The sequence below is a fragment of the Brachymonas sp. KE5 genome (assembly GCF_057773645.1).
This window is the reverse complement of sequence record NZ_CM173463.1, coordinates 1,898,593-1,912,078: the sequence shown is the minus strand read 5'-3', so window position 1 is coordinate 1,912,078 and position 13,486 is coordinate 1,898,593. Positions and strand designations below refer to the sequence as shown.

Below are 13,486 nucleotides of genomic sequence, written 5' to 3'. Positions count from 1 at the left end.
CCGGGTGCGAGGGCTTATTTGCCCCAGGAGTCCTTCAGCCCTGAAACGCGGTTGAGCACCACCTTGCCGTTGCCGTGATCCACCCGGTCGGTGGCAAAGTAGCCCAGACGCTCGAACTGGAAGTGGCTTTCCGGCCCCGCCTGCGCCACGCTCGGCTCGACCCAGCCCTGCACCGTCTTCAGGCTGTCCGGATTCAGCACCGTCAGGAAATCGCGCCCGCCGGCATCCGGCTGCGCCTCGGTAAACAGGCGGTCATACAGGCGCACCTCGGCCTGCACGCCGTCCTCGGCACCGACCCAGCCGATCACGCCCTTCACCTTCACGCTGTCGGCACCGGGCGTGCCGCTCTTGGTGTCCGGAATCAGCGAGACGAACACTTCCGTCACCTTGCCGTCGGCATCCTTCTCGTAGCCGGTGCATTCCACTACATGGCCGTATTTCAGGCGCACCTTGTTGCCGTCCTTGTGCTGGCCGGGCGGGTTGCTGGTGGGGCTGGCATGCGGCGGGAACAGGCGGAAATAGCCCTTGCTCGGCACTTCCATGAAGTCCTCGCGCTCAATCCACACGTGCTTGCCCATGCGCATGGTGCGCTGGCCCATGTCGGGGTGGTGCGGGTGCACCGGGGCCTTGCATTCGTCCAGCGTGCCGGCGCCCATCACCTCGTCCCAGTTGGTAATGGTGACCTTGAGCGGATCCAGCACCGCCATGGCGCGCGGCGCCACCGGATCCAGTGCATCGCGCAGAGCGCCTTCCAGCGTGCCGTAGTCGATCCAGCTGTCGGCCTTGGTCACGCCGATACGCTCGCAGAACAGGCGGATGGCGGCCGGCGTGTAGCCGCGACGGCGCAGGCCGGCCAGCGTGGGCATGCGCGGGTCGTCCCAGCCGCTCACGTGGTTCTCGTCCACCAGCTGCTTGAGCTTGCGCTTGCTGGTGACCACATAGGTCAGGTTCAGGCGCGCAAATTCGTGCTGGTGCGGCGGGGGTGTGTTGACGATGCCGCCAGCCGTGAGTTTCTCCATCAGCCAGTCGTAGAACGGCCGTTGGTCTTCGAATTCCAGCGTGCAGATGCTGTGCGTGATGTTTTCCAGCGCATCCTCGATCGGGTGCGCAAAGGTGTACATCGGGTAGATGCACCAGGCATCGCCCGTGTTGTGGTGGTGCGCACGGCGGATGCGGTAGATGGCCGGATCGCGCATGTTGATGTTGGGATGCGCCATGTCGATCTTGGCGCGCAGCACGGCGGCGCCGTCGGCCAGCTTGCCCTCGCGCATCTCGGTGAAACGCGCCAGGTTCTCGGCCACGCTGCGCGTGCGGAACGGGCTGTCGGTGCCGGGTGTGCCGAAGTCGCCGCGGTTCTTGCGCATGTCTTCCGGGCTCTGCTCGTCCACATAGGCCAGGCCCTGCCCGATCAGGTACACGGCCGCCGCGTACATGTGCTCGAAGTAGTTGCTGGCGAAGTAGAGGTGCGTTTCCTCCTTGCCGCCAAAGCTGCTGCGGTAGTCGAAGCCCAGCCAGTGCACCGCCTCCATGATGGCGTCCACGTACTCCTGGCTTTCCTTCTCGGGATTGGTGTCGTCGAAGCGCAGGTGACACACGCCGTCGTAGTCTTGCGCCAGGCCGAAGTTCAGGCAGATGCTCTTGGCATGGCCCACGTGCAGGTAGCCGTTCGGTTCGGGCGGAAAGCGCGTGCGGATGCGGGCCGGATCGATCGTGCCGGCTTGCTGGTGCGCGGCATTGCCGGGGGTCCCATTCCATTTGCGGGTGGCATAGATCCCCTTGTCCAGATCGGCTTCGATGATCTGGCGCAGGAAGTTGCTGGGCTTGACGGATTCTTCTGCTGCGGTGGCAGAGGAAGGGGAGGCAGGGGTATTCTGGATGCTCATGGGTCGATTTTATGGCCAAGCGGGCACCCGTCCGGCGTTGCAGGGACTCCGGCACCACCGTGTCGTCAAAACTGTGGCAATCAGCGGGTGGATGCCGTCCTCACAACTGGGCTCCAACGGCGCGGCCAATGGCATAGGTGATGCCCATGGCCAGCAGTCCGCCGAGCACATTGCGCAGGGTGGCTCGCAGCACGGGCGCATGCCCCAGGACGGCCGAACTGATCCCCGTGATGCACAAGGCCGCCACGACGGCGATGACCGTGATCAACACCATCTGCGACACGGGCGCGAGCAGGACGGCAAGCAAGGGCACCAGGGCGCCCAGGGCAAAGGCGGCCGCCGAGGCGAGCGAGGCGCTGATCGGATTGGTGTACTCGCCGGGCTTGATGCCCAGTTCGATTTCGGAATGGGCCGCCAGCGCATCGTGCTGCGTCATTTCGCGCGCGGCCTGTTCAGCGGTTTCCTTGCTCATGCCTTTCTGGCTCAGCAGGGCAGCCAGTTCGCGCAACTCGATGTCTGGCAACTGGGCCAATTCGAGCCGCTCGAGTGCAACGGCGGCCTGCTCGGTGTCCCGCTGGGTGCTCACCGACACATATTCGCCCACAGCCATCGACAGTGCCCCCGCAACCAGACCGGCCACGCCGGCGGTAAGCAGGGCCGCATGCGTGGGGCTGGCGCCGGCGACTCCGAGCACCAGCCCCGCGGTGGAGACGATGCCATCATTGGCGCCCAGCACGGCTGCGCGCAGCCAGTTCAGGCGATCCGATATGCCCGATGCGCGAGCGTCGAAAGCGGCGTGTTGCTGTGCGGAAGTGAAGGAGGTCATGGCAGGTCAAGGCGATGGACGACCCCCCATCTTAAGGACCGATGCCGGGTCTGCAAGCGTTTCCGTAACCGTCAGCCCGCATGCAGCTCCCGCAGCTTGATGAACGCGAGGCCGGCCATCACCGCATCGTTGAGCGCATCGTGCGCATCACGCGTGGGCAGCGCCAGATCCTTCATCAGGGTGTCGAAGCGCAGGTCGATGTCGGCATTGCCCTGCTGCTGATAGGGCGGCAACTGCTTGAACTTGTAGTCGTAGTACAGCGCGGACACCTCGATCTGCCTCTGCGGCAACTTGATGCCCAGCAGCGGTTTCATGGCGCGGTTGATCATCGCCACGTCGAACTCGAGGTAATAGCCCACCAGCGGCCGGCTGCCGATGAAGTGGATCAGCCGGCGCATGGCTTCCTCCACCGGCAGGCCGTTGGCCACGTCCATCTCGCGCAGGCGGTGCACGCGGATGCTTTCGGCCGAAACGTTGCCCTGCGGCTGCACCAGCAGTTCCAGCCGCTCGCTGCTCAGGATGCGATTGCCCTTGATGCGGACGGCCCCGATGGAGATGATGTCGTCGCTGCGCACGTTCAGGCCGGTGGTTTCGCAATCGAGCGACACATACTCGTCCGGGGGCGGGTCGTCGAAAATGAAGTTGAATTCGGGCGTGCTGAGCTGCCCTTTCTGCCAGCGATGGCGGGCGTTTTCAAGCCAGGCGCGCGGGGTAAAGCTGGAAAGTCCCATGAAATGGCCCCGCGCTTACATCACGTCCAGGCGGAAGCGCTGGTGCAACGTAGCCTTGAAGCGCTTGACGATACCCAGGCTGTCCTTGAGCAGGTCGCGTTCCAGACTGCTGATCTGGCCTACGTCCACATGACCGCTCACCGGCTTGCCGGCCTCCAGCTCCTGCAGACCCACCTTCAGGCGCATGCCCATGAAGATGTGCAGGCTGTTGATCAGGTTGTCGCCCCAGCTCTGCTTGAGCTTGCCCATCTGCACCAGCGCCCGGATGCGCTCCACCGTGCTGGTGGCCTTGATGCGGTTGGCCAGCGCCAGGCTGCGGATGCCGTGCACGATCGGGAAGATGCCCAGCTTCTTCATGTGCAGCAGCTCGCCACTGTCGCCCAGGGCAAACATGCGGCCGATCCAGCTGCTGCCGCTGCCGAAGGCGTCGATGGCGCTGGCAAAGCGGCTCAGCGTGGCCTCGTTGTCGGTGGAGAGTTCCCACAGGCGGTCGCGCACGCGGTCCAGCAGGCGCTCGTCGCCGGTCACGGCATGCGCGTCCAGGAAAATCGCCAGGTTCATCAGGTTTTCGGGGCTGCTCTGGATCAGCCAGGTACGCGTGCGCTCGCTCCATTCGCTCACGGTGCCGCGCCAGTCCGGGTTGTTCAGCATGATCTTGCCGGCGCACTCGGGGTAGCCGAAACGCTCCAGCTCGGCCGAGAAGCGGTCGCAGATTTCCTGCAGGTTGGCGGGCGGGGTGTAGTCGTCGCGCAGGATCAGGCCGTTGTCCTGGTCGGTCTTGAGCAACTGCTCGCCACGGCCCTCGCTGCCCATCACGATCAGGCAGCTGTTCTTCACCAGTTCTGGCGGGGCGATCATCTCCCAGGTGCGCTCGAACAGGCGCGCATTCACTTCCTGCACCAGATCGCCGATCAGGCCCACATTGGTGCCGCTGCGATACAGCTGCTGCACCATGCGCGTGGTCTGGCTGGCGGCGCCTTCGAGCGCCTCCAGGTTGTCGGCCTGGTCGATGCGGGTGAGGATCAGGTGCGAGTGGTTGGACAGGAAGCTGAACACGTCCAGCGACTCGACCACGCCATGCACGGTGTCGCCCTCGGCCACCACGATGCGGTGGATGCGGTGGCGCAGCATCTTGGCCAGCGCGTCGCCCATCAGCGCATTGGGCGGCAGGGTGATCAGGTTGTAGGTGGCCAGGTCGCCCACGGGCAGATCATCGAGCGGGCGGCCGTCGATGATGGCCTTGGGCAGCGCCGTGCTGGAGAAGATGCCTAGTCGCGGCAGCGTGCCGCTGGCATCGCGCACCAGCACGTGCGAGATGCGCTCCTTGTCGAACATGCGGGCGATGGCGGCAATGTCGGTATCGGCATCCACGTAGTGCGGCGCATGCAGCAACGCTTCTTCCAGGCGCGACAGCGTGAGCGACTGCATTTCCTGCTGGTCCTGACGTTGCGACAGGGCAGTGAGCTTGTCGCCCAGCTTGGAGAACAGCAGGGCGCTGAAGGTGGCGTTGCTGGCGATCAGCGACAGCACGGTTTCTTCGGCCAGCTCGTAGGCCACCACTTCTTCCTGCGCCTGGAAGCGGTGGCTGGCCTTGCCGGCGACCAGGCCACGGCCGTCGAAGGTGTCGTCCGGCCCGTACACGTGCAGCATGTCCTCGCCTTCGAGCTGCACCACCCGGCCCTTGATGATCACGTAGAGGAAGCGCGGCTTGTCGCCCACGTCCAGGATCACCTCGCCACGGCGGAAATAGGCAATGTCGACGTTGTCGCGCACTTCGGCCTGCTCGGCCTTGGTCAGGCTGTCGAAAGGAGAGGCCGAGAAATTGAAGGCGTTGGGCATGGTGTCGGGATGGACGGATGGAGTAGGCCGGCCATGCGCAGGGCGGCAGGAGGGCGGATGCTCCCGATTCTCGGGATCCGGCCGCGCAAACGCCCGGCTGGAGCACCGGAATCCTGCCAGTCTAATGGGCAGACTGTTACGCCAGCCTTACAGGTTCTTGCGCAAGTGTCGGGCATCACGACCGTTCGGACGGTCTCCGGCTTGTTGCCTTACGTTTACGTAAACGTCGTGGTGCGGAGGCGGTTTCTGAGTGGAAAGGGATACAAAACCGCTTTTGTCACATGCCTGACATTCGTTTGAGGGATACAACAATCTGCAATCGAAACTAGGGTTTGCACCATGATGGCGAACCCTAAATCGGCGCCTTCCCTGACAGTTTGTAAGTTAACAGCATGTTTCGGGTGCCACGATTGCCCATCGTTCACATCTAGGAGGAGACAACCATGAGTGACCCCATCGTGGAAAAGATCAGCAACAACCCGAAATACCAGGAACTCAAGGCCAAACGCAACCGCTTTGGCTGGACCCTGGCGATCATCATGCTGATCGTCTATTACGGCTACATCGCGCTGATCGCCTTTGACAAGGAATTTCTGGCGCAGCCCATCGGCAGTGGCGTGACCACGCTGGGCATTCCGCTCGGCATGGGCGTGATCATCTTCACCATCATCATCACCGTCATTTACGTGCGTCGTGCCAACACCGAATACGACGCAGTGACCCAAGAAATCCTGAAGGATGCCAGCAAATGAAAAAAACCGTTTTTGCACTGGGTACCCTGCTGGCTGCCGGCGCCGCACTGGCGGCAGGCGGTGACGTAGGCGAAACCGCCAAGCAGTCCACCAACTGGACTGCCATCATCATGTTCGGCGTCTTCGTGCTGGCCACGCTGTGGATCACGAAGTGGGCCGCCTCCAAGACCAAGTCGGCTGCCGACTTCTATACCGCCGGTGGCGGCATCACGGGCTTCCAGAACGGCCTGGCCATCGCTGGCGACTACATGTCCGCCGCTTCCTTCCTGGGCATTTCCGCGGCCGTGATGGCCAGCGGCTATGACGGCCTGATCTACTCCATCGGCTTCCTGGTGGGCTGGCCCGTCATCACCTTCCTGATGGCCGAGCGCCTGCGCAACCTGGGCAAGTTCACCTTTGCCGACGTGGCCGGCTATCGCTTCAAGCAGGGCCCGATCCGTGCGTTTGCCGCCTGCGGCACGCTGGTGGTGGTGGCCTTCTACCTGATCGCCCAGATGGTGGGTGCCGGCCAGCTGATTAAGCTGCTGTTCGGCCTGGACTACATCTTCGCCGTGATCATCGTGGGCGTTCTGATGATGGTGTACGTGCTGTTCGGCGGCATGACGGCCACCACCTGGGTGCAGATCATCAAGGCCTGCTTGCTGCTGTCCGGCGTGACCTTCATGGCCTTCATGGTGCTGTACAAGTATGGCTTCAGCCCCGAAGCCCTGTTCCGCCACGCCGTGGAAGTGAAAACCCAGATCGCTACTGCCGGCGGTGCTACTCCTGAAGCGGCAGCCAAGACCGGTCTGGCCATCATGGGTCCGGGCGGCTTCATCAAGGATCCGATTTCCGCCATCAGCTTCGGCATGGCCCTGATGTTCGGTACCGCCGGTCTGCCCCACGTGCTGATGCGCTTCTTCACCGTGCCGAACGCCAAGGAAGCACGCAAGTCCGTGGCCTGGGCCACGACCTGGATCGGCTACTTCTACGTGCTGATCTTCATCATCGGCTTCGGCGCCATCACCCTGGTGCTGACCGACCCGCAACTGGCTGACACCACCAAGGGCGTCATCAAGGGCGGTGCCGGTACGGCCAACATGGCTGCCGTGCTGGTGGCTGAAGTGGTGGGCGGCGACGTGTTCTTCGGCTTCATCTCTGCCGTGGCATTCGCAACCATCCTGGCCGTGGTGGCTGGCCTGACGCTGTCTGGCGCCTCCGCCGTGTCGCACGACCTGTACGCCACCGTGTTCAAGAACGGCAATGCCGACAGCGCTTCCGAGCTGAAGGTGTCCCGTATCACCACGCTGGCACTGGGTGTGATCGCCGTGCTGCTGGGCATCATGTTCGAGAAGCAGAACATCGCCTTCATGGTATCGCTGGCCTTCGCCATCGCCGCATCCGCCAACTTCCCGGTGCTGTTCCTGTCCATCATGTGGAAGGACATGACCACCAAGGGGGCCGTGATCGGCGGCTTCATGGGCCTGATCTCCTCCGTGGCGCTGACCATCGTGTCGCCCTCCGTGTGGGAAGCTGTGCTGGGCAACCCCAAGGGTTCCGCGCTGTTCCCCTACACCTCGCCGGCCCTGTTCTCCATGATCATCGGCTTCGTCGGTATCTGGCTGTTCTCCGTGATGGACCGCAGCAAGCAGGCTGCCGCCGAGCGTGCTGCCTTCCCGGCCCAGCAGGTGCGTTCCGAGACCGGTCTGGGTGCTGCCAAGGCGTCCGACCACTAAGCCAACCAGGCAACCTGTGCCAGTGCCGCAAGGCACTGGATTTTGAAACCGGGCTTCGTGCCCGGTTTTTTTATGCGCGTGGATTCTTGCGCGGGTGTTTGATCCATCCAGGGCTACCGGAGGCATCAGCCGGACCGTCTGCCGCCATTGCATGCGAAACAGGGTGCGGTGCTGCGTGGCAGCAAAGCCCTGCGATAATCGCCGTTTGCACTGGCGCGGCCGTTGTCCGTACGCCAGCCTGACGTTCTTTGACCACCGGGAGTAGTGTGGATACCTTATTGCTGATCAAGGCTGCCATCATGGGCATCGTGGAAGGCCTGACCGAATTCCTGCCCATTTCGTCCACCGGCCACCTGATTCTTGCCAGCTCGCTGCTCAACTTCTCGGCGCCGCCCTTCACCCCCGAAAAGGCCAAGGCCTTCGACATCGCCATCCAGACCGGCGCCATTTTCGCCGTGATCCTGGTCTACTGGCAGAAGATCCGCGACACCGTGGTACAGCTGCCCAGTTCGGGGCAGGCGCGCCGCTTTGCGCTGAACGTGATCATCGGTTTTCTGCCGGCGGTGGTACTGGGCCTGCTGTTCGGCAAGGCGATCAAGGCCAACCTGTTCACGCCGCAGGTGGTGGCAACCACCTTCATCCTGGGCGCCTTCGTCATCCTCTGGGCCGAGAAGCGCCAGAACACCGCGCGCATCCACAGCGTGGACGACATGACGGCCTGGGACGCGCTCAAGGTCGGCCTGGTGCAGTGCTTTGCCATGATTCCCGGCACCAGCCGCAGCGGCGCCACCATCATCGGCGGCATGCTGCTGGGGCTGGACCGCAAGGCGGCCACCGATTTTTCCTTCTTCCTGGCGATCCCGACGCTGATCGGCGCCGGCGTCTACAGCCTGTACAAGGCGCGCGACGTGCTGACCATGGCCGAGCTGCCGGTCTTTCTGGTGGGGCTGGTGTTTGCCTTCATCAGCGCCTGGCTGTGCGTGCGCTGGCTGCTCAAGTTCATTTCCAGCAACAGCTTTGTGCCATTTGCCTGGTACCGCATCGTGTTCGGCGTGATCGTGCTGCTCACCTGGTGGACGGGCGCCGTGGTGTGGGCGGAGTGATGCGATACGGCGGCTGGCGACTCGGCGCAAGCGGCCGATAGCCTCACGCTCCTCCGGCGCGAGCGGCAATCCGCCTGGATCGAGAGACACCCCGCAGTGACATTTGCTCACTGCGGGGTGAACTTTTTCCTGGCCGCGCAAGTCCAATATCCTGTACAACAGAAACACATTCCCGATTGCAAGCAGGAGGCGCCATGAAACAGACCCTGTCCCATTCCGCTCCGCGCAGCGGCTTGCGCACGCTGGTTTCCGCGCTGGCACTCGCCGGCGTGACGGCACTGGCCGGCTGTGCAAGCACCTTCAGCACCAAGGTCAGCAATTTCAACCAATGGCCGGCCAATGCCGCAGGCGCCAGCTTTGCCGTGCAGCCTGCCACCGGAGAGGGCGTGGCGCTGGGCGAACTGGAACGCAAGACCTACGAGGGCTACCTGGCGAAGCACCTGCAGGCACAGGGCATGGTGCCGGCAGCGGTGCCGGCCCAGGCGCGCATGCAGGCCGACATGGCCGTCAACGTGAAGCGCGAGTTGCGCCAGTTCAGCGTGCCGGTGTATCGCCACATTCCATGGGGCGGCTTCGGCACCTGGCCCTACTATCCGGGGGCAGCCTGGGGTGGGCCGTGGAATCCGGGTGACTACTACGAGGATGGCGTATTCGGCATGGGCGGCATGGCGCCGGTGTATCTGGGCGAGCAGCTGGTGACGCGTCCCGTGCACTTCTACCAGCTCAGGGTGCGTATCGCCGACCACGCCCAGGCATTGAAGGGCCAGACCGCGCCCAAGGTATTCGAGTCGACCGCGGAATATGTGGGCAACCCGGTAGAGCTGCCTTCCGTCATGCCGTACTTGATGGAATCGGTGTTCGACCGCTTCCCGGGCACCAATGGACAGGTTCGCACGGTCGAGTTCGACAGTGATACCGGCGCCAAGGTAGTGCCCAAACGCTGAGTTGCGGGAGGGATTTCAGGCCGCGCTCCTGCAAGTGGCTGGCCGGAGCGTGCGCCAGCCAGCCTGCAGGTCCGGCTTCATTTCCTGTCCGTGCGGGACGGCTGGATGTCTTCCAGCGCCTTGCCGATCAGCTCTACCGTTTGCTCGGGCTGCTCCAGCGGGAACAGGTGGCTGCCGCCTTCCAGCGTGTAGATGCGCCCCTGGGTGACGCGCTTGCTCGCGCCCAGGCCGACCTGTTTCAGTTCGCGCGAGGCGCTGCCGCCGATCAGCGCGGCCGGAACCTGCAGCGGATGCTGGCGCAGCCAGGGTCCGATATTGTCCGGCAGCGTGTTGTAGATGGCGGTTTCCACTTCGCGGTCGAAAGCCAGGCGGCGGCGTTCCGGCAACTCTTCGCTCGGCGCCTCTTCGGTGCCGTGGCGGATATAGTCGGCCAGTGCCTGCGGGTGCCAGGCGGCAAATACCGGTTTGGTGGCGAAGTGCTGGTGCGCGGCATCGGCGCTGGGCCATTCCTGGCGGCGGCGCTGGCTGGTGGCGCCGGGCGAGAAGCGCTGCAGCAATGGCGTCTGCTTGCCCAGCTTGACCAGACCGGCACGCCAGCCGCCCAGCACGGGCGAATCCAGCATCACCACGCCCTTGGCCAGTTCGGGTGACTGCGCGGCCGCCATCAGACTCAGGATGCCGCCCATGGAGTGGCCGAGCAGATAGCGCGGCTTGTCTTCGGGCTGGGGCAGGGTGTCGCAGAAGTCGATCAACTGCTCCACCATGTGGTGCCAGTTGTTGCTGACAGGGTAGCGTGGGTCGTGGCCGTACTTGTCCAGCGCATGGACTTCATGGCCCTGTTGCTCGAGCTGGTCGAGCAGCACGCGGTAGGTGCCGGCAGGAAAGCTGTTGCCGTGCGAAAAAACGATCTGTGCGGGGGGCGTGCGTGGTGTTTCCATCAGATGACCCGATCCTCGGGGGACTGGATTTTGGCAAGAGGGGGATAGGCGCCGTCCTGCATGACGAGCGGGGTGTCGGTGCTTTCGCCGTTCCAGACCGGGTCCGGCAGGCTGTCGAAGACTTCGCGCAGCTTCACGCCCCATTGCTCGTGCATGGTGCGGAAGTAAGGGTTGGTGTGGTCGATGCACACGATCTTGTCGCCACGCAGCGAATTGGCGTCGTACACGACCAGATCCAGCGGCAGGCCTACCGAGAGGTTGGACTTGAGCGTGGAATCCATGGATACCAGCGCGCACTTGGCGGCCTCATCCAGCGGAATGTCCGGATGGATCACGCGGTCGAGCACGGGCTTGCCGTACTTGGATTCGCCGATCTGGAAGAAGGGCGTTTCGTCCGTGGCCTCGATGAAGTTGCCGGCCGAATACACGAGGAACAGGCGCATGCCTTCGCCCTTGATCTGGCCGCCAAAGATCAGCGAAACATTGAAATCGACATTGGCGGCGCGCAGGGCGGCGCCATCGCGCTTGTGGATGTGGCGCACGGCGCAGCCGAGCACGCGCGCGGCATCGAACATGCTGGTGGCATTCCAGATCGTCAGGCCGCTGCTGCTGCCGTCGTGCGGCGCTTCGTCGCGCAGCACCTGGGTCTGCAGGATTTCGCGCACCGACTGGGCAATGCTGAGGTTGCCGGCCGAGAGCAGTACCATGAAGCGGTCGTCGGTCTTTTCATAGACCATCATCTTGCGGAAGGTGCTGATCTGGTCGACGCCGGCATTGGTGCGCGAGTCGGACAGGAACACCAGTCCGGCCTTGAGCTTGATGGCAACGCAGTAGGTCATGGGCAATCTGCCTGCAGTGGGAAAGAATCGTATTGTCGTGCGATTTTGCATTTCCTGCCGGGAATGTGTGGGGCGACATCCACGCAGGGGGTGCGCAAAAATGGGCATCATCGTAGAATAGCGCGATTGCGAGGCACCGCATCGACGGTGTCTTTTGTTGCCGCTCTTACCCACAATTCACATGTCTTCCAACCTGCATCCCATGCTCAACGTGGCCATCAAGGCTGCCCGCGCCGCTGGCGCCATCATCAACCGTGCCTCGCTCGACGTCGAGTCGGTGCGCGTTTCGCAGAAGCAGGCGAACGACTTTGTGACCGAAGTGGACCAGGCCTCCGAGGCCGCCATCATCGAAACCCTGCTGGGCGCCTATCCCCAGCACGGCATTTACGCCGAAGAATCCGGCCAGCGCCACGGCAACAGGAACAGCGATTTCATCTGGTACATCGATCCGCTCGATGGCACCACCAACTTCATCCATGGCTTCCCGGTGTATTGCGTGAGCATCGCCCTGGCGGTGCGCGGCAAGATCGAGCAGGCGGTGATCTACGATCCCAACCGCAATGACCTGTTCACCGCCACGCGTGGCCGCGGCGCCTACATGAACGAGCGACGCATCCGCGTGGGCAAGCGCATCCGCCTGGCAGATTGCCTGATCACCACGGGCTTTCCGTTCCGTCCGGGACAGGACTATGGCCAGTTCATGCAGATGTTCACCGACATGATGAAGAAGACCACCGCCATCCGCCGTCCGGGCGCTGCCGCGCTGGATCTGGCCTATGTGGCCGCCGGCATGAGCGATGGCTTCTTCGAGACAGGCCTGAGCCCGTGGGATGTGGCCGCGGGCAGCCTGCTGGTGCAGGAAGCCGGTGGCCTGGTGGGCAACTTCACCGGCGAGGCGGACGACCTGCTGTTTGCCGAGGAATGCATTGCCGGCAACCCGAAGATCTACGGCCTGATGGTGAACATGCTGAGCAAGTACAGCCGTTATACCGAAGAAGCCAAGGCCGCCCGCCGTGCGGCGCGCGAGGCCGAAGAGGCGGCGCAGCAGCAGGTGGCCGCCGAGGATGGCAGCGAAGAATAAATCCGGTACAACCAGTTGAAACAACAACACCCCGGCAGGTTTGATCCTGTTCGGGGTGTTTTGTTTTCTGGAGAGCGTATGTCAAAAGGCGGCCGCTGCTGGTAACAGCCGCTGCTCACTCGGCGTCGGCTTGTGCTCCGGGTGCAGCCTGCTGGAAGGCGGGCAGTTCCGCACACGCCGCGTCGATGCGCAGCAGGGTCGGGTAGGCGTCCAGCGGGCAATTGAAACGCCGCGCATTGAACAGCTGTGGTACCAGGCAGCAGTCGGCGAGCGTGGGCGTGTCGCCATGGCAGAAGCGGTCGGTGTCGGGGTGGCCGGCCAGCATGGCTTCCAGGCCCTGCAGGCCGGTGGCGATCCAGTGGTGGTACCAGGCGTCCTTCTGCTCCTGCGTGGCACCCAGCTGGCCGCCCAGGTACTGCAATACGCGCAGGTTGTTGATCGGGTGAATGTCGCAGGCAATGCCCTGTGCGATGGCGCGCACGCGGGCGCGGCCGACAGCATCCGCGGGCAGCAGGGCAGGGCCGGGCTGGGTTTCGTCCAGATACTCGATGATGGCGAGCGACTGCGTGAGCACGGTGCCTTCGTCGAGTTCGAAGGCGGGTACCAGGCCTTGCGGGTTCTTGTCGCGGTAGGCCGGGCTGTGCTGCTCGCCGCCGTTGCGTGCCAGATGCACCCGAATGGCCTCGTGGGCCACGCCTTTCAGCGCGAGCGCGATGCGCACGCGGTAGGCTGCCGAGCTGCGGAAGTAGGTGTAAAGCTTGGGCATGGTGAGGAGCTGCGGGGTAAAGCGGTGCGTCCGCAAACACCGGAGTGCGCACGGACGATGATGGCGAAT

Annotated in this window: 12 protein-coding genes; 5 read left to right on the top strand and 7 right to left on the bottom strand. The window is 63.7% G+C overall.

Translation table 11 applies throughout. The features are described 5' to 3' along the window. Positions 1-14: 14 nt before the first annotated feature. From ACX36O_RS09180 to ACX36O_RS09165, 4 genes are all read right to left on the bottom strand, one after another. Complete coding sequence (locus tag ACX36O_RS09180; RefSeq protein WP_488359674.1) at positions 15-1,883, bottom strand: glutamine--tRNA ligase/YqeY domain fusion protein; 1,869 nt, start codon at positions 1,881-1,883, stop codon at positions 15-17. A gap of 100 nt (positions 1,884-1,983) precedes the next feature. Beyond that, entirely contained in the window at positions 1,984-2,709 is a 726-nt protein-coding gene (locus ACX36O_RS09175) for a VIT1/CCC1 transporter family protein (RefSeq protein WP_488359673.1), read from the bottom strand. Between the two features lie 71 nt (positions 2,710-2,780). Continuing rightward, positions 2,781-3,440 carry a 3'-5' exonuclease gene (locus ACX36O_RS09170; protein WP_488359672.1) on the bottom strand — a complete coding sequence of 220 codons (660 nt, stop codon included), beginning with the start codon at positions 3,438-3,440 and terminating at the stop codon, positions 2,781-2,783. Between the two features lie 15 nt (positions 3,441-3,455). Continuing rightward, a complete protein-coding gene (locus ACX36O_RS09165) occupies positions 3,456-5,279 on the bottom strand; it encodes a DUF294 nucleotidyltransferase-like domain-containing protein (protein WP_213361172.1) in 1,824 nt (607 codons plus the stop codon). Between the two features lie 443 nt (positions 5,280-5,722). Here ACX36O_RS09165 and ACX36O_RS09160 point away from each other — a divergent pair, with 443 nt between their 5' ends. The 4 genes from ACX36O_RS09160 (at position 5,723) to ACX36O_RS09145 (ending at position 9,793) form a co-directional block, all read left to right on the top strand. Then, complete coding sequence (locus ACX36O_RS09160) at positions 5,723-6,031, top strand: DUF485 domain-containing protein (RefSeq protein WP_213361171.1); 309 nt, start codon at positions 5,723-5,725, stop codon at positions 6,029-6,031. Then, positions 6,028-7,746, top strand: a complete 1,719-nt coding sequence (locus tag ACX36O_RS09155) for a cation acetate symporter (protein WP_213361170.1) — start codon at positions 6,028-6,030, stop codon at positions 7,744-7,746. The genes ACX36O_RS09160 and ACX36O_RS09155 overlap by 4 nt, the downstream gene beginning before the upstream one ends. Before the next feature lie 266 nt (positions 7,747-8,012). Beyond that, the gene (locus ACX36O_RS09150) at positions 8,013-8,849 is read left to right on the top strand and encodes an undecaprenyl-diphosphate phosphatase (RefSeq protein ID WP_213361169.1); all 837 of its coding nucleotides are present in this window, start codon (positions 8,013-8,015) and stop codon (positions 8,847-8,849) included. Between the two features lie 194 nt (positions 8,850-9,043). After that, on the top strand, positions 9,044-9,793 hold the full coding sequence (locus ACX36O_RS09145) for a DUF4136 domain-containing protein (RefSeq protein ID WP_213361168.1): 750 nt from the start codon (positions 9,044-9,046) through the stop codon (positions 9,791-9,793). A gap of 77 nt (positions 9,794-9,870) precedes the next feature. On the opposite strand, the gene ACX36O_RS09140 is transcribed toward ACX36O_RS09145, so the two are convergent. Together ACX36O_RS09140 and ACX36O_RS09135 are read right to left on the bottom strand one after the other, a co-directional pair. Beyond that, entirely contained in the window at positions 9,871-10,731 is an 861-nt protein-coding gene (locus ACX36O_RS09140) for an alpha/beta fold hydrolase (RefSeq protein ID WP_213361167.1), read from the bottom strand. Next, complete coding sequence (locus ACX36O_RS09135; RefSeq protein ID WP_213361166.1) at positions 10,731-11,570, bottom strand: proteasome-type protease; 840 nt, start codon at positions 11,568-11,570, stop codon at positions 10,731-10,733. The genes ACX36O_RS09140 and ACX36O_RS09135 overlap by 1 nt, the downstream gene beginning before the upstream one ends. A gap of 181 nt (positions 11,571-11,751) precedes the next feature. Between ACX36O_RS09135 and ACX36O_RS09130 the strand changes: the two genes are divergently transcribed. Beyond that, entirely contained in the window at positions 11,752-12,651 is a 900-nt protein-coding gene (locus ACX36O_RS09130; protein ID WP_213361164.1) for an inositol monophosphatase family protein, read from the top strand. 115 nt (positions 12,652-12,766) lie between these two features. On the opposite strand, the gene maiA is transcribed toward ACX36O_RS09130, so the two are convergent. Further along, a complete protein-coding gene (maiA, locus tag ACX36O_RS09125; RefSeq protein ID WP_213361162.1) occupies positions 12,767-13,417 on the bottom strand; it encodes a maleylacetoacetate isomerase in 651 nt (216 codons plus the stop codon). Positions 13,418-13,486: the final 69 nt, after the last annotated feature.